The 24,510-nt window shown below is 60.4% G+C and carries 21 protein-coding genes; 6 read left to right on the top strand and 15 right to left on the bottom strand.

Annotated features, from left to right (window positions below; all coding sequences use genetic code 11):
• Positions 1-137: 137 nt before the first annotated feature.
• The 9 genes from P0N66_RS07300 to P0N66_RS07260 form a co-directional block, all read right to left on the bottom strand.
• A complete protein-coding gene (locus P0N66_RS07300) occupies positions 138-1,229 on the bottom strand; it encodes a glycosyltransferase (RefSeq protein ID WP_275803843.1) in 1,092 nt (363 codons plus the stop codon).
• Positions 1,226-2,134 carry a sulfotransferase family protein gene (locus tag P0N66_RS07295; protein ID WP_275803841.1) on the bottom strand — a complete coding sequence of 303 codons (909 nt, stop codon included), beginning with the start codon at positions 2,132-2,134 and terminating at the stop codon, positions 1,226-1,228. The genes P0N66_RS07300 and P0N66_RS07295 overlap by 4 nt, the downstream gene beginning before the upstream one ends.
• Positions 2,131-3,297, bottom strand: a complete 1,167-nt coding sequence (locus tag P0N66_RS07290; protein WP_275803839.1) for a glycosyltransferase — start codon at positions 3,295-3,297, stop codon at positions 2,131-2,133. Before P0N66_RS07290 ends, P0N66_RS07295 begins: the two co-directional genes overlap by 4 nt.
• On the bottom strand, positions 3,298-4,713 hold the full coding sequence (locus P0N66_RS07285; RefSeq protein WP_275803837.1) for an O-antigen ligase family protein: 1,416 nt from the start codon (positions 4,711-4,713) through the stop codon (positions 3,298-3,300).
• Positions 4,710-5,570, bottom strand: a complete 861-nt coding sequence (locus tag P0N66_RS07280) for a sulfotransferase domain-containing protein (protein ID WP_275803835.1) — start codon at positions 5,568-5,570, stop codon at positions 4,710-4,712. Before P0N66_RS07280 ends, P0N66_RS07285 begins: the two co-directional genes overlap by 4 nt.
• Before the next feature lie 123 nt (positions 5,571-5,693).
• Positions 5,694-6,419: a sulfotransferase family 2 domain-containing protein gene (locus tag P0N66_RS07275; protein ID WP_275803833.1), complete on the bottom strand. Its 726-nt coding sequence runs from the start codon at positions 6,417-6,419 to the stop codon at positions 5,694-5,696.
• 66 nt (positions 6,420-6,485) lie between these two features.
• Entirely contained in the window at positions 6,486-7,589 is a 1,104-nt protein-coding gene (locus P0N66_RS07270; RefSeq protein ID WP_275803831.1) for a glycosyltransferase, read from the bottom strand.
• Between the two features lie 8 nt (positions 7,590-7,597).
• Complete coding sequence (locus P0N66_RS07265) at positions 7,598-8,296, bottom strand: sulfotransferase family 2 domain-containing protein (RefSeq protein ID WP_275803829.1); 699 nt, start codon at positions 8,294-8,296, stop codon at positions 7,598-7,600.
• 230 nt (positions 8,297-8,526) lie between these two features.
• Positions 8,527-9,264 carry a 3-deoxy-D-manno-octulosonic acid kinase gene (locus tag P0N66_RS07260; protein WP_275803827.1) on the bottom strand — a complete coding sequence of 246 codons (738 nt, stop codon included), beginning with the start codon at positions 9,262-9,264 and terminating at the stop codon, positions 8,527-8,529.
• Between P0N66_RS07260 and P0N66_RS07255 the strand changes: the two genes are divergently transcribed.
• Positions 9,263-10,345, top strand: coding sequence for a glycosyltransferase family 9 protein (locus P0N66_RS07255; RefSeq protein ID WP_275803825.1), 1,083 nt, complete (start codon positions 9,263-9,265; stop codon positions 10,343-10,345). The genes P0N66_RS07260 and P0N66_RS07255 overlap by 2 nt on opposite strands.
• On the opposite strand, the gene P0N66_RS07250 is transcribed toward P0N66_RS07255, so the two are convergent.
• Genes P0N66_RS07250 through hldE form a run of 3 tightly spaced genes read right to left on the bottom strand, consistent with a single transcriptional unit; the run spans position 10,324 to position 12,950 of the window.
• A complete protein-coding gene (locus tag P0N66_RS07250; RefSeq protein WP_275803823.1) occupies positions 10,324-10,878 on the bottom strand; it encodes a D-glycero-alpha-D-manno-heptose-1,7-bisphosphate 7-phosphatase in 555 nt (184 codons plus the stop codon). The two genes, P0N66_RS07255 and P0N66_RS07250, sit on opposite strands and share 22 nt — an antisense overlap.
• A 36-nt stretch (positions 10,879-10,914) precedes the next feature.
• Positions 10,915-11,520, bottom strand: coding sequence for a D-sedoheptulose 7-phosphate isomerase (locus tag P0N66_RS07245; protein WP_275803821.1), 606 nt, complete (start codon positions 11,518-11,520; stop codon positions 10,915-10,917).
• Positions 11,517-12,950: a bifunctional D-glycero-beta-D-manno-heptose-7-phosphate kinase/D-glycero-beta-D-manno-heptose 1-phosphate adenylyltransferase HldE gene (gene hldE / locus P0N66_RS07240; protein WP_431190026.1), complete on the bottom strand. Its 1,434-nt coding sequence runs from the start codon at positions 12,948-12,950 to the stop codon at positions 11,517-11,519. The genes P0N66_RS07245 and hldE overlap by 4 nt, the downstream gene beginning before the upstream one ends.
• A 341-nt stretch (positions 12,951-13,291) precedes the next feature.
• On the opposite strand from hldE, the gene P0N66_RS07235 reads away from it, so the two are divergent.
• The gene (locus P0N66_RS07235) at positions 13,292-14,539 is read left to right on the top strand and encodes a serine hydrolase domain-containing protein (protein ID WP_275803817.1); all 1,248 of its coding nucleotides are present in this window, start codon (positions 13,292-13,294) and stop codon (positions 14,537-14,539) included.
• 214 nt (positions 14,540-14,753) lie between these two features.
• Complete coding sequence (locus tag P0N66_RS07230) at positions 14,754-16,226, top strand: ketol-acid reductoisomerase (RefSeq protein ID WP_275803815.1); 1,473 nt, start codon at positions 14,754-14,756, stop codon at positions 16,224-16,226.
• 186 nt (positions 16,227-16,412) lie between these two features.
• Here P0N66_RS07230 and P0N66_RS07225 read toward each other — a convergent pair whose 3' ends face one another.
• The 3 genes from P0N66_RS07225 to P0N66_RS07215 form a co-directional block, all read right to left on the bottom strand.
• Complete coding sequence (locus tag P0N66_RS07225) at positions 16,413-16,982, bottom strand: response regulator (RefSeq protein ID WP_275803814.1); 570 nt, start codon at positions 16,980-16,982, stop codon at positions 16,413-16,415.
• 231 nt (positions 16,983-17,213) lie between these two features.
• Positions 17,214-18,944, bottom strand: a complete 1,731-nt coding sequence (locus P0N66_RS07220) for an ATP-binding response regulator (RefSeq protein WP_275803812.1) — start codon at positions 18,942-18,944, stop codon at positions 17,214-17,216.
• A gap of 1 nt (position 18,945) precedes the next feature.
• Positions 18,946-20,148 (bottom strand): deoxyguanosinetriphosphate triphosphohydrolase family protein, encoded by a 1,203-nt coding sequence (locus tag P0N66_RS07215; protein ID WP_275803810.1) that lies wholly within the window; start codon positions 20,146-20,148, stop codon positions 18,946-18,948.
• A 167-nt stretch (positions 20,149-20,315) separates the two neighbouring features.
• Here P0N66_RS07215 and P0N66_RS07210 point away from each other — a divergent pair, with 167 nt between their 5' ends.
• From P0N66_RS07210 to P0N66_RS07200, 3 genes are all read left to right on the top strand, one after another.
• Positions 20,316-21,401, top strand: coding sequence for a histone deacetylase family protein (locus tag P0N66_RS07210; RefSeq protein WP_275803808.1), 1,086 nt, complete (start codon positions 20,316-20,318; stop codon positions 21,399-21,401).
• Positions 21,402-21,510: 109 nt separating this feature from the next.
• The gene (locus tag P0N66_RS07205) at positions 21,511-22,296 is read left to right on the top strand and encodes a CBS domain-containing protein (RefSeq protein ID WP_275803806.1); all 786 of its coding nucleotides are present in this window, start codon (positions 21,511-21,513) and stop codon (positions 22,294-22,296) included.
• A 72-nt stretch (positions 22,297-22,368) separates the two neighbouring features.
• A complete protein-coding gene (locus P0N66_RS07200; protein ID WP_275803804.1) occupies positions 22,369-24,471 on the top strand; it encodes an acetate--CoA ligase family protein in 2,103 nt (700 codons plus the stop codon).
• Positions 24,472-24,510 lie beyond the last annotated feature (39 nt).

The following is a 24,510-nucleotide window of genomic DNA, read 5'->3' as shown; positions in this document are numbered from 1 at the left end:
GGCTGCATCAGAGATTGCAGGCGAGTCAGTGATCGCCTGACCTCATACCGGCGTCGCATCACCACCAATAGCCCATCACCGGCCATCAGGTTGCCATCCTCAAAACTTTTTGCACTTTACCAAGCAAACGCATTCCCCTATCGCAACCCCATGGTCCGCAAATAGTGCGTTGCTACTTTATCGCTGCGAAAACGTTCCAAACCCTCCTGCAACAAACCGGCCGGCGGCGGAGAGGTCAACACCGCGTTCATGGCTTCGCTCATGGCATCCACATCACCGATGGGTACCAGGGGCCCCAGCCTGCCGCCCAACAGAATTTCATCCGGACCACTGGGGCAATCGGTGCAAACCACCGGCGTGCCGGCCGCCAGCGCCTCGATGATCACATTGGCCAGTCCTTCGTAGCGGGAGGACAGGACAAAAAGTTCGGCCCGGGCCAGCCAGGGCATCGGATCCTGAACGTAGCCCGGCAGATCAAAGTCTTCTTCGATCCCCAACTCGCACGCCGTAGCATGCAGGTCTGGCCGCAACGGTCCCTCCCCCAGGATAATCAATCGGCACGGCCGGTGTTGGCGCAACCGGGCAAAAGCTCGCAGCAACGTGGCAAAATCCTTCTGGGGAGTAAGCCGCCCGAGTCCCATGATTACCGGCGGGCCATCGTCGGCAAGCCAGGGGTGTGCAACCGGCTGCCGGCAGCGCAGGGCGATATCCGGCGTCACCGTCGGATTGTAGATCACCTCAATCTGTTCGGGGGGAATGGCAAAGTTGTTAATCAGGTCACTGCGCACCCCGTTGGAGACGGCAATCAGTTTGTCGGCATAGCTGTACAACCAGCGGGCGGAATAACGCTTGAATGGACGCCGCAGCGTTTCACTGAGGGTGTTGGTGATTTTAACGTAGATGGGCACCTGCACCCGACTCAGGTAACGGCTGATCAGCGCCACCTTGGCCGCATGATCTTTGGCGGTCAGCAGAGCCCGCGGCCGGGTATGGCGAAGATGGCGGGCCATTTTCAGCACCCCGTCCCGCTTGCCACGGTTGTCGAGGCTTACCACCTCAACCCCGGCGGGGAATTCATCGGGATAAGGCACCTGCCCGCCCCGGGCCAGAATCAACTGTAGCCGCACCCCCTGGGCCAGGAATTCCCGACACAGGATCATGATCTTACGTTCAATCCCCCCCCATGCCTTAAGCGGCGCAAAAATGGCAAGATCCGGTGGCTGGCTCATGCTGTTCCCTCGGCAAGTTGACTCTCCCGCAAAGCCGGGTAACCATACATGGCCAGCGTCGGCTGGTGACCAACGGTAAACTCGCGCAATTCTTCCAGCCGGCTCCAGGCATGTACCCGCTCGGAACGAAAACCAGCCGCAACCGCCCGCAGACTGCTTTCATCCATCACACAACCGCAGAAATCCAACGCTTGGCGCAGATTGGGCAAGGGATCGGTCAGCAGTGCTTCATATTTTATGGTAAGAGCTTGCCCCCCCAGAAATTGAACGTGTTCCATCGCCCGTTCCACATAAAGCTGCCAGAGCTCAAAGCCACCCTCCAAGGTACGGCACCGCACCTGGGGACCGAAACCTCGGTGTTTGGGGGCCAGGGGGTTCAACCAGGTCCATCGGCGTCGCCTTCGATAACGTGCGACCCGCGCCGCAAATTCCTCCTGGCGCCGCCGGCGCAGGCTGGCGGCCACATCAACTCCATGACGGACAATATGCAGCACCCGGGCTTCGGGAAAAAGTTCCAGCCACAGAGGCAACGTAAAAGTGTTACGGGGGTCTTTCCAGCCCCAGGGGGTACATTGAGCGGGCAAACCACCACCCCGCAAGCCCCGTTTGAGGCCAAGAAAGCGCAGAGCCGCAGGACCACGAATGATCCCGCCGATATAATCCCGCAACCATGGCCGCAGCTCCTGGTCGGCCAGCAGCAGGTCCATGGATTCAGGGCAATCCCAGGTGGCCGAGGCCTGACGAAACAGCCAGGCATTGATGGCATTGGTAAAAGCCGCTTCTTCGTTACGGCTGGTCCCGCGGCCCATGAAAAAACCGGCCTGCTGCAGCACCCGGGTCAGCAGACTGGTACCGGAGCGATGCATGCCGATGATGATTACCGGAGAGGTTGCAGATGGGCTCATGCTAAGGCTTGCCTGTTATTACCCGGCTCCCGCCGAGGTTTGATACCAAAAAAATCAAGGTAGGCCCGGGCAGCGGTCTCGGCCATGAAAGGACGCACCGCCTCAGTGTAGTCAAATCGGGGCGCTTCGCCACGTAAAACCCGCAAAATCCCCTCGGCCATGGCCTGCTCATCCTGCATTGGCACCAGAATGCCGTAACGCCCGCCGGCCAGGATCTCCCTTGGACCGCTAGGACAATCGGTGGAGACAATGGGCGTACCCACCCCCAGCGCCTCCATGACCACGTTTACCAAACCTTCCCAGCGGGATGAAAGGGCAAAGACATCGGCCCGGGCCATATAGGCATATGGATTACCGGCAAACCCTGGCATGTCTACCCATTGGCTGATCCCCAGTTCCACCGCCAATCGCTCCAAGGCCGGCTGCTCCCGCCCTTTGCCCAGTATCAGCAGCCGGGCCGGGTGCTCCTTTACCACCAGGGCAAAGGCGCGCAACAGCATGGGGTAATCCTTTTGAGGCACCAGTCGTCCCACGGAAAGTACCACCGGCAATTCTTTCTTCACCAGCCAGGGATGATCCACCGACTCTTTGGCCCGGGCCAGGTTGCCAGGCGCCACCGAACCGCTGTATATCCGTTCAATATGCACCCCGGTAAGGCCGATATTATCGCGCAGGTCATCGCGTACGCCGTCGGAAACCGCAATCACGCCATCGGCCTTGGGATATGCCGCCCTAATTTCACGAAATTTTTGCTCACGCTTACGGGGTGAATCCAGTCGCTTTTCCGACTGCCCAAAGGTGTTTGGCACACTAAGGTAACGCCGGGTTATTACCCCCGGCAGGTAGCCGGTACGGGCCAGAATCATGTTGCTGATATGATTGACCGAGAGAATCACCCGCGGCTGACGGCGACGTAGATAGCGCCACAGGGCCAAAATGGTGGTCAGGCGGTGTGAGGTGTCCAGGTGAACCAGGCGCACCGACGCGGGCATTTCATCGGGATAAAACATCTCCCCATCGCGGAAGGTTACCAGTTCCACCTGCAGACCCATGGCCAACCAGACATGGATCTGGTTCATCAGGCGACGATAAGTGCCACCCCAGGAACGGAAGATGCCGAATAAAACGATATCCGGCGGTTGTTCAGGCTGCGAATTGCTCATTTATGAATGATGGCCTTTTACGTAATTTATTTCATTTGCCCCGGACCCGGAGGACAAAAGGCGGGCAAACTGACCGGCACACATGGTACCAATAATTATGGAGTACAACTGTGACACATCAAAACGGTGCATAATTTGCGCATTCATCGCCCAAAAGGCCAATGCCACAGTAAACCCGACAACATAAAGGCCCAAAACCCGACCTGCTCCCCCTTGCACCAGGTTCCGACGAGCCTCGTGCAGCGCCAGTACCACAACCAGCAACACCGGAATGTATCCCGCCAAGCCAAATCTCAGCAGGATGTCGAGATGTGAATTGTGATATGTATCGCCACGGTTTTTCAGTTGATGGGGAATCGGGTACTCGTCGGTCAGGTGACGCTGGTCGGCAGCTCCGTACCCAAACCAGAGACGCTCTTTAAACCGCTCCCAACCAAAAGCCCAGTAGGCCACCCGCACCCCCACTGAATCTCTTTTCAAACTGTCCACATCTCCACCGAAAGGAAGTGCGACAACCTGGGTAATGGTAGCGGCAACCGGCCGCCAGCGCTGTTCAATAACTTCCCAGTTGTAGTACAACAATCCGCCAATCAGCATAACCAAAAGCAGCACACTGGTGATTGCCGCACGATTGAAATAAAGCAACTGTGCACGATAGTACCACAGTGCCAAAGGCACCATTACGGCGAGTGCTACTAAAAGGGTCAACCAACCATTACGGCTTTTAGTGGCCAGCAACGCCGCAACCATGCCCATTGCTGCCAGGCTCAGCAATCCTCCCAGCATTACGAGCCACAGCCTGCCCCATCCTTGAAATCGTGATTGTTCAGCCAAACGCGCCAAAAGGTATGGTGATAAAACCAGCACTCCTAAAATTGCGGTGGGCAACGTAATGGCCGACACCCGAAAACCAAGATCAAATTCAAAGCGGGTAGGCCCCTGTAAAGCAGCCAGAAATTCATCCGGCGAAAAATTGACCAGGAGGTTCAAGCCAACAGCGACCAACAAAGCAAACAGCGCCCCCAAAGAATGACGGGTCCAATTACCCGTCGCCGCCAGCCCCATACCCAGCAAAATAATGGGCACAATGGCGGTTTTGTGCCATGTTCTGACGCCATCCCACTGTTCAGCGGCTAAATCCGGGCGCTCATAAATTGCCGCGATACTGCCCCTGGTGATAACATAAATAATAAAAAAGAGTGCCAGCCAGATCAGTGGTGAGCGGATCAGAACCTGCCAGTGGCGGGCAAAAAAAACCAAGGCGACAACCAGCACAAAAGCATGCGCCAATTGCCCCAGAGAGGTGCTTAACGGCGAGAAAAAAGCCATCGCATATACCGATCCAACAGCCCAACATTGCAGGCTATCCTCCGGCCTGGCAAACCAGGCCGGCAGGCGTGGTAAGGTCCTGGTCACAGATCCTCCTTTACAGGTTTGCCAGCAGGTCCCGGGCCAATATAACGCCAATAAAAGGGATCCAACCGTTCACCGATCACCTTTTCCACGTAAGCCAGCCCCTCGCCATTAAGATAGTCCCCATAACCGCCGACCTTGCCCTTGCGGGTCTTGTAGCTTTCTTCATCATCGGCTTCCCGGGCCGACAGGGCGCTGGTACCGAAGGCGTTGCCGGCTTCCAGCCGGCGCATGTTGTCAAAACGGCAGAACTCCACGGCTTCCTCGACAACGGCCTCGCTCACCTCGCCGTAACCGATGAACTCCAGCACCCGCCGCAATTCACCGGCGGGGTCGGCATGCAGATCTTCGTAGCTGATCAGGAGAAAATCTGCCGGCACCTGCCGATTGCGGGCCCAAATGTTGTAGAACTCGATGATTGATTCAATACCACCTCGGCGTTCGTGTACATACTCTTCCATGGTACCCTGGTAATTGGCATTGCGCTTGGTCTTTTGAAAGTATGAGGAGACCAGCACATCACGCGGATCACGGATCATGAAGATCACTTTGCGCCCGGCATAAGCCGATTTGTCGGTGCCCAGTTCTTCGGGTTGGAGAAATTCCGGCCCGCCATCATGGTGCTGCAAGATGTACGGGATATTACGCCATGGTTTGGCAAAATCGCGCAGGCGCAACGGGTTGTGGACCTTAAGACCGTGGTGCAGCGCCAGGGACTTACCGATCAGCAGAGCCAGCCAGGTGCGACCGCACTTGGGGTAGGAAATCAGGTGAATATCGGCTCGCCAGCGGCGCCAGCGGCGGCGGCAGATCTGCAGCAGGCGGCGCAACGGACCGCGTTTTCGTACCAGGGGGGGCATAATAATAAGCAGTAGTCTTTTAAAATTGTTGCACCGCAAAGCAGCGGCGCCAACCGGGAGCGCTTTCTGTATCTTTGTTATCGCATTACCGGCCAACGCGGCTGGCGGGGTTTTGCAAGGTTGTCAAAATTGATAACCGAAAGCCTCGATCTCCCGCCAGCACAGGCGCGCAATCAGCTCCAGGTCGGTCTGACTCAAAACCTCGGCGTAGGGTTGTCGGTTTTGGCGAATGCCACCTTTGGCGCGCCGAGACGGCAGGCTGATGTCGCCGTCAACTCCCAGATCGAGGCGCAACCGCTCCAACTCTTCGGCCAGATTTTCATAACGCAGCACCCGGTCCACGGCGATTTCGCCGTCGATGGTATAGTGACCCCAGTTACTGAGCCAATGGGGCTTGTGACGCTCCAGCCATTGCAGGTATTCACTCAGGCTGGGAAAGTTGCGGCGTCCCTTCTCTTCCCAGCGGTGTTTCTGCCACCAGTAACGGGACAGGGCCCGATCCCAAGGGTTGCGCTCGACGGTGAAACGATAATAGCTCGACCAAACCTCTGAGCCCACCAAGCGACGAATCTCTGGGGCGGTGCTGTGCTCGCCGTACTGGGTCCGCTGGCCTCGGGTCAACAGCCGCCGCCACTCCTTGAAGCCGCGATGTTCCCGGATTCGTTTGAGGTAATTGCAGGGACCCACCCCACCCTCTTGCCGCCGCAACTCCTCCTCGCCCCGCTGAGCGCTTAAGGGAGTAATCAGGTCCTCCGGCCCGCATACCCGGGAAAGGCCAATCTCCAGGCTGCTGCCGGCGGTTTTGCGGGTCTTGATAAAAATAAAGCGATTACGATGGCTGATAATCAAAAGCGATAAGCTCCCGTCACATTTTTTGCGGTGCCGGGCCATTAGAGCAGATGAGTCAATTATTTGTCAACATTCAATAACTCCCATCTCAGCCAGATAAGCCCTACTGCTGGCTTCCACGGTGTAGGCGGCCACCGCCTGGGGCAGCAGCGCGCGATCCGGCGGCGCCGCCAGCACCCGCGCCATGGCCTGTGTCAGCGCCTCCGGATCATCCACCGGTACCAGCGGTCCGTATTTACCACCCTGCAGAATCTGGTGCGGCCCGCTTTTACAGTCGGTGGCCACCACCGGCGTCCCCAGCGCCAGCGCCTCCTTAAGCGCGTTGGGGGAACCTTCAAAACGGGAGGAGAGCACAAAAAGGTCGGCCCGGGCCAGGTAGGCATAGGGGTTATCGACAAATCCCGGCATCTGTACCCGACCGGACAGCCCTAGCCGCCGGATCTCTTCCTCCAGCTGCCGCCGGTCCCGCCCTTCTCCCAGGATCAACAATCGGCTGGGCTGCTGTTCCTGCAGACGGGCGAAGGACCGCAGCAAAACATCAAACCCCTTCTGGCGGGTCAGCCGGCCGACGGCAATGATCATTGGCGGACCGGGCTCGTTGAACCATACATCATCGGGCTCCTCGGCGGCCAACCGCTGCAGTTCCGGGGTTACCGTGGGGTTGGCGATCACCTTCAAATGCCGACGGGGCAGACCGGTGATTTCCGCCAGGTCGTCTGCCATCCCTTCAGAAACACAGACAATGCCGTCCGCCCAAGGGTACAACCAGCGCACCGGATAGTAGCGCAGCGCCTTCTGCAATCGGGTTTTACCCGCCAGTGACTGGCTCAGGTGCATGCCCAACCGCAGCACCACCCGGGTCGAAACCCCGGCCAACCGGCGGGCCAGCAGGGCCACCCGGGCGGCCCGATCCTTGGCGGCCAGCAGCGCCATCGGCCGTTCCCGCCGCAGATAACGGATCAGCCAGGGCAAACTGAACAGCGAGGTACGGGCATTCAGCTTGATGATCCGCACCCCGGGCGGAATAGCCGCCAAATGACCGCCGCCGGCCTTAATCAGAATCAAATCCACCGCCACCCCGGCGGCCAGAAAACCGGCGGCCAGATTGCCCACCATCTTCTCCACCCCGCCGTCGCCGGAATAGGATATGAAAATTGCGACTTTCGGCAAAACCGGACTCAACTTTGCGGCTCGGCCCAAGGAGGAGGCGCCGCCGACGGTTCAAACTGGTAGTTCAGAATCTCAATATCCCGGCGGTAATGTTGCGCCACCAGTTCGGCCAACTCGTCGGTGTAATAGCTGCGATAATCCCGCCGCTCCTTGGCCTGCCGCAGGTGCGGCAGGTTAAAGGGCGTAATGCCGATGCGACGGCAGATGGTGTTGAAATCCTCCTGCAGGCGCTCATAGCGACCGATGAAGTCGACAATCACGTTGCCGCGCAGGTCAATCAGGTATTCATGCTGAAGTTCGGCCGAGACGTCGAGCATGTAGTCATAGGGGCGCTGGGGATCGAATTTCAGCTTGAGAAAATCCTCGAAGGTCTTTACCCCCGCCAGCACATGGGGTTTTTCCCGCCGGATGTGGTAAAAGGAACTCACCTGCAAATCCCAGGGGTTACGCACCACGGTGAACTTGAACAGATTCCGGAACACCGGGGCGGGCAGCATCTCATGGGCGGCAACAGCCTTGGCGTGCCGGGGGAATTTCAGCCCCAGCTTGTGCCGCGGCCGGGTCAGCTGATCGGCCTGACTAGCCAGCCACAGGGGAATGGTATACCAGCCGCCCCAACGATAACGGCGCAAAGCGGCCCGGATGCTGGTCCCCCCAGTCTTGGCGATATGCACAAAAAGAAAATTATGGGAATATGAAACCAGCATTTATTTAATTATGATCAATTGGCAATAATTTGGTACGTGAAAACAGCCGGGCAGGTAATAAACCTGCCCCGAACGGAACCGCTCGACCGCCACCAAATCTTTGTTAAGAGGAGGTTCTCCCCTTACCAGGTGTCACCTTGTCTGTCAACCTGAAAGCCGCTCCAGAACGCTGCCATAACCGGTGACAGGGGCCGTAACCGGGTGGTTTTTGTTGGCGGGGCAGGATGTTTTCAGGTACATTCCGGGGCGATGAAAGACCGGTATCCGGCCAACAGCAGCGGCCAGTCAGCTTCCTCGAAGTAAAACGGGGAGTGGCTGTTTTTGATTTTACGCAGCGAGCGCAGCAGCCGCGCAAGGTTCTGCCGCGGTCCCAACCCGATCTTAAGCCGCCCCTGATCGAAGTCGATCAGGAAAACCTTGCCCTGGCGGTCAAGCAGAATATTACGGGCATTCAGATCCGGATGCCAGATGCCCAGGTGGTGAAAACGGGCAACCACGTGGCCGATGCGGCCCCAGGTGATGGCCTCCAGCTTCCCGGCCGCCAACCAGTCGGCCAGGGAACTGGCGTCGGCAAGGCGCTGGGTGACCAGGTCGGCCCGATAAAAAAAACGGCCCGCTGCCACCCTGGCCGCCACCGGCCGAGGGACCGGTAAACCCTGGCGGTACAGCCGGGCCAGCAGCCGCCATTCTAGCCAGGAACGGGATTCTTCAGGCTCCCGCCCCCAGTAGAGATCCACCAGGAGTTTTTCCATGACTCCGCCCCGGCGAAAATGGCGCAGCACCAGGTCCAACTCGCCATGTCGGAAAAACCAGGCCTGGCCCCGGCCCACGGCCTCGCCGGTGAGCAGCCCGGCGGCGGCCAGCTGCCGGGGGTCAAACAGTTGCTCCGGGGGAGCCGCAAACAGCGCGGCGTCATAAAGGATTTTTTGCTTGCCGATCAATGCCGTTGCAGGACTAATAGCCACCATGCTTTCCCTTAAAACCCCACCCCAAAGCCTCTGTCTTTTACGCCTTTCGGCCATCGGCGACATCACCCATGTCCTACCGGTTTTGCATACCCTGCAGCATCATTGGCCGCAAACGGCCATCACCTGGATCATCGGCAAAACCGAAGCCGCCCTGGTCAACGATAGCCCCGGGGTGGAGTTCATCGTTTTTGACAAATCACAGGGCCTGGCGGCCTACCGGCAACTCCGCCGCAAGCTCAAGGGACGCCGGTTCGATATCCTGTTGCACATGCAGGTTTCTTTCCGGGCGAGCCTCTGCAGCCTGGCGGTCAGGGCACCGATCCGGCTGGGTTTTGATCGGGCCAGGGCCAAAAATATGCAATGGTTGTTCACCAATGCTCAAATCGCCGCCAAAGCCAGGCAACATGTCCTGGACGGTTTCCTGGAGTTCCCCAAGGCCTTGGGCCTCAAAGAGGCTGTTATGAAGTGGGATCTGCCAATCTCCCCGGAGGCCGACGACTTCGCCGCCAGCCTGCTGGCCGGCCCCGAGCAGTTCCTGGCCGTCAACCCCTGCTCCAGCAACCGCCGGCGCAATTTCCGCAACTGGAGCATCGAGGCCTATGCGGCGGTAATTGACCATGCCGCCCGCCGGCACGGTCTGCGCACCGTCTTAACCGGCGCTCCGTCTGACGAAGAGCGCGAATACGCCGCCGCCATCGCCGAAACGGTCGAACAACCGGTGCTAAACCTGGTGGGCCGGACCAACCTCAAGCAACTGGCGGCGGTGCTGAGCCGTTGCCGGGCCACCATCGCCCCGGACACCGGCCCGGCCCATATCGCCAGTGCCGTCGGCACTCCGGTCATCGGGCTTTACGCCACCTCCAATCCCGAGCGCACCGGCCCTTACCGCTGGCTGCAAACCACCGTCAATCGCTATCCCGAGGCGGTCTACCGCGAATTCGGCCGGACCCCGTCCGATCTTCCCTGGGGCAAGCGTGTCCGCAACCCCCACGCCATGGAACTGATCACCGTGGCCGAAGTTACCGCCCAACTGGACCGGATCATGACGGTTCTAGCGAATCATGACCAGTCCTTAAGATAGGAACAGACTTGGACCGGGTTTTGCACCACCGCGGTTGCCCCCACGGCCGTCCGGCAGTCGCCGGCCGGGGCCAACAGCAGATTACAGCCGACCCCCGCCGCCCGGCCCGCCTCGACATCGCTTTCCCGGTCGCCCACCAGCACCGACCTGGTCAGATCGATACCATGCTCCCGGGCCGCCTGCTTGATCATCCCGGGCTGCGGCTTGCGGCAAGAGGCGGCCTTTTTATACTCCCCCTGACCGTGTTCCGGGTGGTAGGGACAAAAATAAACCGCATCGATGGGGCAGCCTTCAGCGGCGAAAACCTCCAGCATCCAATCGGTTAAAGCCCAGAAATCTGCCTCGGTGTAATATCCCCGCCCGATCCCCGCCTGGTTGGTCACCACCACCAGCAGATAACCCCGCTCTCTGGCCGTGCGACCCAGCTCAAAGATGCCATCCACAAAGACAAAATCTTCCCGGCGGCAGACGTAGGCATAATCTTCGTTGATCACCCCGTCACGATCCAGAAATAGTGCCGGCCGACCACTCATGTCACCACCATTCGACCTCGCCGCCGCACCACCGCATCACTCAATCGCCTGGTCTCCGAAAATGGCGTTTTCCACCAGGCCGCAGATAATATGGCCCAGCATCAGGTGACCCTCCTGAATCTTGGCGGTATTCTCGGCCGGCACCACCAGCAGATAATCGCACAGCTTGACCATCGGGCCATCGCCGCCTTGGGCGCCGGTCAGACCGACGGTTACCAGGCCACCGGCCCGGGCCGTCTCCAGGGCCTGCAACACGTTGGCCGAGGCACCGGAAGTAGAATAACCGACCAGCACATCCCCCCGCGCCCCCAAGGCTTGCACCTGGCGGGCAAAAAGCCGTTCGAAACCGTAGTCGTTGCCCACGGCGGTGATGATTGAGGTGTCGGTGGTCAGGGCCACCGCCGGCAGGCCCGGGCGATCAAAGGCAAAACGCCCCACCAGTTCCGCCGCCACATGCTGGGCATCGGCGGCACTGCCGCCATTACCCGCCAGCAGAATCTTGCCGCCCTTTTGCAGACAGGCCACCCAGGCCGCCGCCGCCGCCGACAGGGTGGCGCACAACTTCTGATCCGCGGCCATGGCCTCCACGACCCGCCGGGTTTCCGCCAACTGTGCCGCAATCATGATGCCCCCGTCACTCATTCCGTTTGGTTAATCCGGGCTATAATTCTGCTGGTTGAGCAGGCATAATCAAATTCCAGCACCGTAACCTCGCCCCCGGCGGCCAGCACGCACTCGTGGCCGGCAATCTGCTCCGGCCGGTAATCACCGCCCTTGACCAGCACGTCGGGCAGTACCTGGCAAATCAGCCGGCGGGGGGTATCTTCGGCAAAGGGAATCACCCAGTCCACCGCCGCCAGACCGGCCAACACCTCAAGTCGCTGTTCCAGCGGATTGATGGGCCGCCCCGCCCCTTTGAGGGCCCGCACCGAGGCATCATCGTTGACCGCCACAATCAGGCGATCACCCAACTTGCGCGCCTGCTTAAGATAAGAGACATGGCCGGCGTGCAGCAGATCGAAACAGCCGTTGGTCATCACTATACGTTCCCCGCCGGCCCGCGCTGCCGCCACCGCGGCCAGCAGTTCTTCTTCGCTCAGCACCCCGCGCCGGCTGTCATCGGAATCCTGCAGGGCCCGGCGCAGATCGGACACCGACACCGAGGCGGTGCCTAGTTTGCCCACCACGATGCCGGCGCCAACATTGGCCAACTGCACCGCCTCCGGCAGAGAAAGACCGGCCGCCAGCGAGGCCCCCAGGGTGGCAATCACGGTATCGCCGGCCCCGGTAATATCGAAAACCTCGCGGGCCCTGGTGGGCAAATGCAGTGGCTCGGAACCGTCCGTCTGCACCAGGGTCATGCCTTGGGCTCCGCGGGTAACCAGCAGGGCATCCAGGCCGCACTCCCCGGCCACCCGCAGGGCCCGCTCCGCCAGTTCCGTTTCGCTTCGGCTCTCACCGGCCACGGCTTCAAATTCACTCAGGTTGGGGGTCAGCAAGGTGGCGCCGCGATAAACGTTAAAATCCCGGTTTTTGGGATCGACCAGCACCGGCACCCCAGCCTCCCGGGCCGCCGCCACCAGTTCCCGGCTGTGGCTCAAAGTACCCTTGCCGTAGTCGGAGAGAATCGCCACCGCCACCGAAGACAGCAGGCGGCGAAACTTTTCCGTCAGCGGCGCGGCATCGCTTGCACTGAAAGGGGCTTCCCGATCCACCCGCAGCAGTTGCTGATGACGGCTGAGAATGCGGAGTTTGTTGATGGTGCGCTGCTGCGTCGGCGAACTGAAATCACAGCGAACATTTTGGGAGGTCAAAATATTTTCGAGGGTCGCCCCTTCTTCATCCATGCCGGTCAGTCCGAGCAAAGCCACCTCGGCGCCCAGGGCCGCGATATTAAGAGCCACATTGCCCGCCCCGCCGGCGCGCTGTTCCTCTTCCCGGTCCACGTGCAGCACCGGCACCGGCGCTTCCGGCGAGATACGATGGGTAGCGCCGTACAGGTAACGATCGAGGATCAGATCGCCGATCACCAGTAGGCGGGCCCGTTCAAAAATTGGCACTCTCAGTTTCATGTTGCTTTAAGACGGTCTTGGTTGACGGTTGACAGATCCCCGTTTTCATAACATATCCCGCCCCTAAGATCATGCAATAATAATGTCAAAGTTTGCAGCCCGATGAAGCATCGGGTTCTTGGCCAGGCAATATCCACCTCCACCCGGCACGGTCGGCTGGAGTTTTTGGCAAGCTCGCCGGTAAATTGTTATAATGGAGTCGTTGCCAGCTTTGGCCATCAGAGTTCCGCCTGCCGTTTAAGCCCCTGTTAGGAGTTTTGGCGGCGGCTACGCGCCGTAAAAACTCCTAGTTCGTTGGACGGAGTTGCGGGGGTCGGCAAAACCAGGCTATGCTTATCAATATGCGCAAAATTGCAACTTTTTTGCCGTTGGCCGCGGCCACTGTTTTACTGCTCCTGCCGACGGCATGCGGCGGGCCGTTTACCCGCATTGAACTCGATCCCGACCAGGAGGGCGCCCGGCGTCTGGCCCAGACCGGCGATATCGGGGCGGAAGTGGACGGTCTGGTCCGCCCGCTTCAGCGGCGCAATATCACCCCCGGAATGGTGGTGGGGGTGCTGCTGCCCGACGGTAGCCGGCAGGCCTTTGGTTATGGGGTCACCAGGATCAATGGCGGCCACCGGCCCGACGGAGAAACGCTGTTTGCCATCGGTTCGTCGAGCAAGGGTTTGGTCAGCGCCACCGCCGCCGTGCTGGTGCAGGAAGGACGGCTCTCCTGGCACGATACCATGGCAGATTTGTTGCCGGAGGCCGCTTTGTTCAGCCCCGATGCGCAAAAAATCACCCTGCTGGAACTGGCCACGCACACCTCGGGACTGCCACGCCATCCTTTTACACCGCGGTTTCTCGCACACTTCACCGAGTTTTTATTTACCGGGAACAATTTTTATCGCTATCTCGACCGGGCTTACCTGTTGGACTACCTGGCCGGCTTCAAGACCCCGAAGAGCCCGGGGGTCCGCTATTCCAACATCGGCTACGGACTGCTCGGCCATGTCCTGGAAAGCGTAACCGGCAAAGATCTGGCCACCCTGATCAGTGAGAAGGTGCTGCTGCCCTTGGGCATGCAGGCCACCGGTTATGACCCGACGCACTTGCCCGATTATCATCAGCGGGCGTTTCCCCACGCCGGGGATCATCCCAAATTCATCCGCCGCGGCCGACCGGTTCCCGAATGGGAGTTTACCGACATCCTCCACGGGGCGGCGGGGCTTTACACCAACGTTTACGATCTGCTCAGCTTTGCCGCCGCCCTTTTGCAACCGGTGGGGCAGCCGGTTCTGACCCGGGCCCTGCAGGACACCCTGGAGGTGCGAATCCAGATCCCGGACCAGCACGACCGGGCACTGGCCTGGGCTGTGGACCAGGTAGACGGTTTCACCATCACCTATCAGGTCGGCTATGTCAGCGGTTACAGCTGTTATATCGGGCTGGACCGGAAAAACCGGACGGCGGTGGTGGTGCTGCAAAACAGCCTGAACTGGCAGGAAAGCATCGGCCACCGGTTGCTGTTGCGCCTGGGGTACGCCGCCGAGGGCGTTGACCGGGACGGCGATGGTCCGGCGTCGTTGCTCGAGACGGAGCCATAAGTTCATTCCCAAGCTGAACCGTGCGCCGTTATCCCGTGTCCTTTCAGTACCGCATGGCACATGGCCGCCATCTGTACATCTACCGACCTTGATCGGTCTCTGGTTGGTTGTTTTTATCATTTACGAGCCGATCTCTTTCGGTTATAAGGAGGGATTGACCATTAATCCGGGAGAAACTGCCCCCGGAGATCCATCAGCACGGAGGAATATACCCATGGATCTGACTTTCAAGTCCGATGTTTTCACCACCGAAACCTTAGAGCTGGCCGACACCGAAGAAATGATCGTCCGCGGCGGCCGTGACAAATTTTCCCTGTTACCCCAGGCATTTGCCGGCATCAAGCAGATCGGGGTCATCGGCTGGGGTTCCCAGGGGCCAGCCCAGGCCCAAAATCTGCGAGATTCTCTGGAAGGCACCGATATCCGGGTAAAAATCGGCCTGCGGCCGGGCAGTTCATCAATGGCTGCGGCTCGCGAGGCTGGCTTCACCGAAGAGGCCGGCACCCTGGGGGAAATGTACCAGGTGATCCGGGAATCAGAGATGGTACTGCTGCTGATCTCCGACGCCGCCCAGGCCGAGCACTACCAGCAGGTTTTCGACAACCTCAAGCCCGGCGCCACATTAGGCCTGTCCCACGGTTTTCTGCTGGGCTACCTGGAAAGCATCGGCAAATATTTTCCCAAAAACGTCAATGTCATCGGGGTCTGCCCTAAAGGCATGGGGCCGTCGGTGCGCCGCCTGTATGTCCTGGGCAAAGAGGTCAACGGGGCCGGTATCAACAGCAGCTTCGCCGTTGAACAGGATATCGACGGCAAGGCCACCGACCAGGCGCTGGGCTGGGCCGTGGCCGTGGGCGCGCCCTACATCTTCAGGACCACCCTGGGGCACGAGTTCCGCAGCGATATCTTCGGCGAACGGGGGATCCTGCTGGGCGCGGTGCACGGCATCGTGGAGATGTTGTATCGCCGCTACGTAATGGAGGAGGGCCGGGATGAAAATCAAGCCTTCATTGATTCGGTGGAAACCATCACCGGTCCGATCAGTAAAACCATCTCCTACCATGGCATCCTGGCGGTTTACGAGCAGCTGAGCGGCGAGGAGCTGGAGATTTTCGAGCGGGCCTACTCGCACTCATACCGTCCGGCCTTTGATATCCTGCTGGAGATCTACGACGAGGTTTCCAGCTGCAACGAAATCCGCAGCGTGGTCATGGCCGGCCAGCGCCACGAGCGTTTCCCCATGGGCACCATCGACGGCACCCGGATGTGGCAGGTGGGCGAAAAGGTTCGGGCCGCCCGCAGCGGCGAGACCAAAATCCACCCCTTCACCGCCGGAGTTTACTGTGCCACCATGATGGCCCAGATCGACCTGCTGATTGAAAAGGGCCATTGCCTGAGCGAGGTGGCCAACGAATCGGTGATCGAGGCGGTGGATTCCCTGAACCCCTACATGCACCACAAAGGGGTGGCCTTCATGGTGGACAACTGCTCCACCACCGCCCGCCTGGGCTCCCGCAGATGGGCCCCGCGGTTTGACTACAACCTCAGCCAGCAGGCCATGACCGACTTCGATGCCGGCAAACCGGCGGACCAGGATTTGCTGGCGACCTTCAAAAAGCACAAGATCCACCAGGCCCTGGCCGCCTGCGCCAAACTGCGGCCTTCGGTGGACATCGCCTTCGTTTAGAGGTAAACGCTCAGCAACACCGCAGATTCGGGCAAGCGGCCCGGCTTGCGTACATCATCAGTACGCAAGCCGCGGGCCGCTCGCCCGAAGATGCGGTGCTGGCCGAATGTTAATCGATTTCCACCAGCCCTTCTGCTCTCGTCTTGTAACTATCCAGCTCATTCTGGCACGTAACTCTTCAGCTTTTTATTTCATATCCTTGGTCACCTGCTCAAAACAGTGGGGGCAATAGGTGTGACTGGAGCGCAGGCCGGCCTTCTGGGCCAGGAACTGCTCCATGCTGAGCCAGGGGCCACTGCCCGGCTCCCGCCCCTCATCGTCGCGAATTTTACGGCAGACCGAACAGACCGGCAGAATCCCCTCATAGGCTTTGATCCGTTTCTTCAAAGCCCTTTTCTCCAGGCAGATATCAAGCCTGATCTGCAGCTCCTCAAACTGATAGGGCTTAAGCAGATAATCATCCGCCCCCAGCCGAATAGCCTCAATGGCCGTGGGCAGGGCCCCGTAACCGGTGAGAATAATTACCCCGACCTCCGGCGCTTCGGAACGCAAGGCCCGCAACAGTTCGATCCCATCCATCCCTTCCATCAAAAGATCGGTAATCACCAGTTCGAAGTCCCCCCGGCGAAACATATCCAGGGCCTCCTCACCTCCCGAAGCCGCTTTGGCCGCATAACCCGCTTCCACAAGATCCATCGCCAGGCTGGCCCGGATCAAATCCTCATCATCAACCAGCAGAATCTTTGCTTTTGCCATTCCCCCTCTCCAACCTTGTCGCTATTATCGGCGAGGTACCAAAACCGCACACCGCCTGAAAACACCCTGCAACTACGGTGTCTGCCACATTAACCGGCAAGCTTAACGGTCCTTTACAAAGCCGTTACTTTTGTCGGCGGCGCAAAAAACGGCGCCGCCGACTGGGCACGCTTGGTAACTGCTTGTTTTCGCGTTATCGCCCAACCCGCTTGGCGGGTTTTTGCGAGGTTATCACTTTTCCGTCAACGGCAAAAACAGTTTAAAACAGGCCCCCTGGCCCTCCTGGCTCTCAACCTCCAGCCGGCCGCCGTGCCGCTGCACAATCCCGTAACTCACCGCCAGACCCAGGCCGGTACCCTTCACCGCCGGCTTGGTGGAAAAAAAGGGCTCAAAAATGCGCTCCCGGTTTTCCGCCGCAATCCCGCAGCCGCTGTCACAAAAGCTGATCATCACCTCATCGCCTTCCCGACGGGTGGCAATCACAATCCGACCGCCATCCGGATCGATGGCCTCGCGGGCATTGGTCAACAGATTGAGAAACACCTGTTTCAACTGGTCGGGCACCGCCCGCACCGGCGGCAAGTCCGGCGCCAACTCTTTTTCCACCTCGATCCTGCTATTTTCCAGATCTTTCCGGCAAAGCAGCAGGATGTCATTCAGGGCCGCATGCACATCCAGCAGGGCCATTTTGGCCGAGGTAGGACGGTTGAAGCTCTGCAGGTCGTTGGTCAGGCGGGCCACCCGGTCACATTCCCGCACCGCCATATCCACCAGGTCATGATCACCCGTCGCCATGGTCTGTCGGCGTTGCAGGCCCTGCAGTACGTTACGGATACCGCAGATGGGGTTATTGAATTCATGGGCAATTGAGGCGGCAAGCTTACCCACCGCTCTTAATTTTTCCGAATGAAGTAACTGGCTGTAGAGTTTCTCCACTTCCGCCGTCCGCGCCGCCACCCTTTCTTCCAGCTCATCATGGGAGGCCTGCAGGGCCGCTTCCGTCTTTTTGCGCCGTTCCATCTCGGCCTGCAGTTCCCGGTAACGCTGGGCCAGCTCGGCGGTCTGCCGCTCGATTTCCTCCTCCAACTGCTGCTGATAGCGCTGCTGCAGACCGGCCACTTTTTTGCGCTCGGTGATGTCATGGATCACCAGCCAGCAGGAGGAGTCGTGCCGCTCGGTGAGCGGCAGCAGGGTAAGCAACACCTGGCGCCGGCCCAGAAAAATATCTTCCTCCTCACCCAGCACGCACGGGGCGGCAACCTGGCCGGTGGTGGCAATCTCCCGCTCCCGGTCGGCCAGAGCAACCGCCAGCAGGGTGGCTGATTCCGGTGAGATATGCTTCAAAAAGTTGCTGGAAAGAATCTTTTCCTCCGGCCAGCCAATCATCTCAGTTACGGCCCGGTTGACAAAAACGATACGGTGCTGCCGGCTCAACTGCACCACGCCGTCGTTCATACTCTGCAAGATGGCGTCAAAATAACGACGAATATCCAGCAATTCACGGGTCACGCCCCGCTGCAGGAGGTTATCGAGACCGATGATTTCCCGGACGGCCCGCTCCGGCTGCTGCACCAGCATGCCCAGTACCGCCCGGATATTTTCTTTAAGTTCGGCAAAAGGGCCTTTGGCGATGCAGGCATCGGCGCCAAAGGCCAGAAAATCAACCTGTTCCTCCGCCACCACGGCAGACAGTACTACCAGGCGCACTCCCCGCAAAGAATCGGTGGCCCGGATCACCCGGCACAGCTTCTCGCCACCGATATTGGGCATGATAAGGTCGACAAAGATCAGGTCGGGAACAAATTCATCCAGGATCTGCAAGGCCGCCAGGCCGTCGGCGGCGCTCTTCACCTCATAACCCTCATCGGCCAGGAAGCGCTCCAGCATCTTGACGATCAAGGGGTTGTTGTCGACGATGAGAATCCGGTGGATCAGGCTTTTTGTCTGATGATCAGGATGCACTTTATCCCCTCAAAGTTTGGCGTATCTTCGGCACAGGGCAACCGCAGTCGGCGGCCTGGCGTAGAAAGTAATCGTCGGTCATCCCGGCAATAAAATCTCGCACCACCGCCGCCTCGGCACTCCGTGCACGGTAACGGGGCGCCAGTTGCGCGAGAAAATCTTTAAAGATCGGCGACTCCTGCCGGTTGCCGGCAAGGTCGTCAAGATAACGGGTAAACATGGTCCGGTAACAGTTGCCGATCAGCTCTATACCCTGCTTGATCAGAGGGTTGAGGTAAATCCGCTGGTAATTGAACTGCTTTAAGTCGTGCAGGGCTCCGGCAATCTGCGGAGAAAAGGCGATCCGGTCATTGACGATCCCCCGGTCGGCGGTGGTGTTACTGGCAATCAGGTCGGTGACCAGCCGGTAAACCATGGAGCCGTTGCTGTTGCCCAGCACCTCAGCGCAGGCGGGGGGAATTTCCTCCCGCTCAATCATCCCCAACTCAATGGCATCTTCAATGTCCCGGCCGATATAGGCGATGGTGTCGGCCAGCCGCACCACACATCCCTCCAGGGTCATGGGCAGCAGTTCCCGTCGGTGGTCCTGTTCCTTGGCGGCAAATTCCCGTTCGAAATCAGCAAAGGTCTTGGACCGGCTAGGCTCGAGTTGCCGCTGATGAATCTCACCGTCATGGCACATGATACCATCCAGTACCTGCAAGGTCAGGTTCAGCCCCCGTCCCCGCTTTTCGATGTTTTCCAGGAAAACCACGCTTTGCAGGTTGTGTTGAAAGGAAGGCAGGTCGTGCTCCCGGCACAGTTCGGCCAGCAGTTTCTCACCATCGTGACCGAAAGGAGGGTGGCCTATATCATGGCCCAAAGCAATGGCCTCGATGAGGTCTTCATTGAGACTCAAAAAGCGGCCGACGGTCCGGGCGATCTTGGACACCAACTGGACATGGAGCACCCGGTGGGTGATATGATCGTTGCGCACCAGGTAAAACACCTGGGTCTTATCGATATAACGGGTATAGCTGCGGGAATGGAGAACCCGGTCGGTATCGGTGGCGAAAGGCAGGCGGTGGCCTTCCCGCTCCTCCTCAATGCGCCGCATCCCGTCCTTACTCCGGGCAGCCAGGGGGGAAAGCTGACGCTCTTCCCTGGCCGCCAGGGCCTTTTTCAACTCCAGCAATCGCTCGTCGTTTACCGAAATAAAGTTCATGCTCCACCCTATGCCCCCTCAGCGGGGGGTAGCCAAGCGTTTATAACAAGCAATCATGACCTTTTCCGCTCCGAGATGCAAGCTCATTGTCACCGGTCCCCAGGGATCCGTAAATGTCATTGGTTTTGGCACCGGAGTGGGAGCCGCGAAGCCCGGTAAAGGCATCGATGAAGAAATTGATCAACATTGTGGCCGCCGACGACAAAAACGGCCTGGTCAGCCGCTTGACAAGAGTGCCAACAAACAGCTACACCATGAACATGCGCTCTCCGCCCCCCAAGTTGCTGCTGGTTCGTGACGACGAATTTCTCATGCACGACACCGGCCGTGATCATCCCGAAAGTCCGGCCCGGTTGCAGGAGGTTTACCGGTTGCTGGACCGGGGATTTTCTGGCCACCGCCTTCCCGTCGGCGCCATTGGCATCCTGCCACCACGGCCGGCGTCCCGCGAAGAACTGACGGCCATCCATTCAGAGGAGTATCTGCTGCGCCTGGAAGAGGCGGCCTTGGCCGAACGCGGCTACCTGGACCACCCGGACAACCGCTTAAGTTACGACTCCTACCGGGTGGCCCTGCTGGCGGCCGGGGCCGGCCCGGCAGCCATCGACGAACTGGAGGCGAAATCGGCCACCGCCGCCGGCGCCCTGATTCGTCCGCCGGGGCATCACGCCGAACGGGCGGCGCCTTTGGGGTTTTGCTTTCTCAACAACGCGGCGGTGGCAACCCGTTACTGGCAGCAACGCCACGGGCGAAAAAAGATCATGATCATCGACTGGGACGCCCACCACGGCAACGGCATCCAGGCGGCCTTCGAAGATGATCCGGAGGTTTTTTATCTCAGCATTCACGAGCACCCCACCTGGAGTTTTCCCGGCACCGGCTGGAGCGAGGAACGGGGCCACGGCCCGGCCCGGGGCACCACCCTCAACCTGCCCCTGACGCCGGGCAGCGGCGATGAGCCAGTGCTGCGGCTGCTCAAGGAAGTAGTCGATCCGGCAATGGAAAGCTTTGCCCCCGAGGCCCTGATCATCGCCGCCGGCTTCGACGGCCACCGCGACGACGATATGTCCGGCCTCGCTTACAGTAGTGGGCTTTATCACCATTTAGGCCGCCACGCCGCCACCGGCGCCGCCCGTTACTGCCCGGGCCGGCTGCTTTTCCAGCTGGAGGGCGGCTACCAACCCGCCCTGCTGGCCACCTGCCTGGGCAATTTCCTGGCCGGGCTGCTGGCTGCTGCGGCCGAGGAAACATAAAAATCATTCATCACTTGGACGGGGGCTGTGCAACCCGGCAGCGACGGGTTCGCCCGCCGCTGGACGCATGGACGCACAGGAGGCGGCGGGCGCCTCGGAGGCGGGCAGGATGCCCGCCGAGAATGAGTCGCTACCGGGTTGCACGGCCCCCACCCCGTGGCCAAAACCTCTGACTTTGCCGTTGCCCTGGCCGACGGCGGCCAAAAGCGAGATTAACCAGAGCAAACAACAGAAGGAAGCCGGTATGGATATCAAAAAATATATGAGCACCCCGCCCGTCACCATCCCCCCGGCGATGACCATCCCCGCCGCCCGCTCCCTGTTGCAGTCCCACCACTTCCGTCACCTGCCGGTGGTCGATGAACAGGGAAAACTGCTGGGGATGGTTACCGACCGGGATCTGCGCTCGGCCTATCCCTCCAACATCCTGGACCAAGACAGCCGGCAGCAGCTGGCCCAATTGCAGCACAAACCGGTAAGCGAGATCATGAGCCGGACCACTTTCACTCTGCCGGCGGCAGCCAGCATCGACGACGCTCTGCTACTCCTGGATCGGGAACGGATCGGCGCCCTGCCGGTGGTGGATGACCAGCACCGGGTGCTGGGGATTTTTTCCATCCGTGACCTGATGGGGGCCTACCGCCGCCTTTTTGGCCTGGGCGAACGCGGCTCGGCCATGCTGACCATCATCGACGACGGCTCACCCCGGCAATTGAGCCGCCTGGGCGCCGCCCTGGAGGCCGCCGACATCCACTTTACCCGGCTGCTCAAGATCAAGGGCCAGGAACCGGAAGCGGGAGAAGAGAATCTGATCTATCTGCGGGTCACCACCTATAACCTGCCGGCGGTGCGCAAGGTGCTGGCTGACGCCGGCTTTAAGGGAAAAAACTGGTAATTACGCACCCGCACCATTATCCAGTGGCCATGACCTGGAGTATTCAACAAAAGTAACCGGAGAATCAACTTTATGTCGGAACTCTCAGCCCTGCTGTACCCGCAAACGGTGGCGGTGATTGGCGCTTCGCGCACCCCCGGCAAGGTGGGCCACGATATTCTGGCCAACCTTACGGCCGGCGGTTTTACCGGCCGGCTGCTGCCGATCAACCCGGCCGCCAAGGAGATCCTAGGCCTGCCCTGCCTGCCGGCCCTGCAAGGCTCCGGTGAACAGATCGACCTGGGCGTTATCGCCGTGCCCCGCCCTTTGGTGGAGGCGGCGGTGGAGGACTGCCTGGCCGCCGGGGCCCGGGCGGTGGCGGTGATCACCGCCGGCTTCAAGGAGATGGACGCCGCCGGGGCGGCGCTGGAGAGCAAGCTGGCGGAGTTATGCCACCGTCGACAGGCCCGCCTGCTGGGCCCCAACTGCCTGGGGCTGATCAACAGCCACCACCGGCTCAACGCCTCTTTTGCCGGCAAAATGCCCACCTGCGGCAACATCTCGGTGATTTCCCAGTCCGGGGCCCTGGCCACCGCCATTTTGGATCTGGCCGCCGGGCGCCACCTGGGGCTGGCCAAGCTGGTCAGCATCGGCAACAAGGCCGATCTCAGCGAGGTGGACCTGCTCTCCGCCCTGGCCGCCGACGACCAAACCGGGGTAATCGTGGCTTACCTGGAAGACATCAGCTCCGGCGATGACTTTGTCAGGGCCGCCACCGAGGCCAGCAGCCGCAAGCCGGTGATCATCCTCAAGTCCGGCACCACCGAAGCGGGCCGGCAGGCCGCCACCTCACACACCGGGGTGCTGGCCGGGGCCGACATCGCCTATGGCGCCGCCTTCCGCCGGGCCGGGGTCATCCGGGCCGACACCTTTGAAGCGCTGTTCGACAGCGCCACCGCCCTGGCCATGCAGCCCCTGCCCCGGGGGCCGCGGGTGCTGATCATCACCAACGCCGGCGGCCCCGGCACCATGGCCGCCGACGCGGTGGAACAGGCGGGCCTGCAGGTGGCGGCACTGGACCAGAACACCGCCGCCGCCTTACGGGAAAAACTGCCCCGGGCCGCCAGCGTCGGCAACCCCATCGACGTGCTGGGCGACGCCGAACCGGAACGTTATGCCGCCGCCGTCAGCGCCGCCCAGGACGACCCGGCGGTGGACGCCATCGTGGTTATCCTCACCCCCCAGGCCATGACCAAACCAGCGGCCACCGCCCGGGCCGTCGCCGCCGGCCTTACGGGCGACAAACCGGTGCTGGCGGCCTTTATGGGCGGGGAGGAGGTGATGCCCGGCCGGGCCGAACTGGTGGCCGCCGGGCTGCCTGATTATCCCTCGCCGGAACGGGCGGTGGCGGCTCTTAAGGCCATGCACGATTATGCCAGCTGGCGCCGACGGCCGCCCCGGGTGGTAACCCGCTTCCGGGTCAACCGGCGACGGGCGGAACGGATCATCACCCGCCGTCGGCGCTCCGGCCACCGGCAACTGGGTGAGGTTCGGGCCAAGAACGTCCTGGCCGCCTACGGCTTCCAGATACCCGAAGGCTACCTGGCCACCACCGCCGACGAGGCGGTGGAAGCCGCTCGACGCATCGGTTTCCCGGTGGCGATGAAGGTGGTCTCCCCGGATATTGTCCACAAATCGGACCTGGGCGGAGTCAAGCTCAACCTGGTTGACGCCGAGGCGGCCCGCGACGCCTTCGATCTGATGAGCCTGCGCATCGGCCAGCGGGCCCCGGAAGCTCGAATTGAAGGGCTTTATGTGGAAAAGATGCTGGGTAAAGGATTGGAGGTGATCATCGGCATGACCAGGGATCCCCAGTTCGGCCCCATGCTGATGTTCGGCTTAGGCGGTATCTTCGTGGAAGTGATGAAGGATGTAACCTTTCACCTGGCCCCCATCAGCGAGGCCGAAGCATTGCTGATGCTGAAAAGCACTCGCTCCTACGAGATCCTGGAAGGACGCCGGGGACAGCGGGGGGTGGACCTGGCCGCCATCGCCCACGGTCTGCAGCGGATCAGCCAATTAACCACCGATTTCCCGCAGATCGCCGAACTTGATATCAACCCCTTTATTGTCGGGGAAATCGGCACCCAACCCATGGTTGCCGACGCCCGTATCACCCTGGAAAAGGTGCCTTAGCGCCAGACCGGCAAGCGATCAGACCCCGCCGCAGTAACG

Origin of the sequence: Desulfurivibrio dismutans, assembly GCF_029210385.1 — a bacterium.
Classification (GTDB): Bacteria; Desulfobacterota; Desulfobulbia; order Desulfobulbales; family Desulfurivibrionaceae; genus Desulfurivibrio; species Desulfurivibrio dismutans.
The sequence above is the reverse complement of the archived record's forward strand: the minus strand, read 5'-3'. Positions and strand labels throughout refer to the sequence as shown.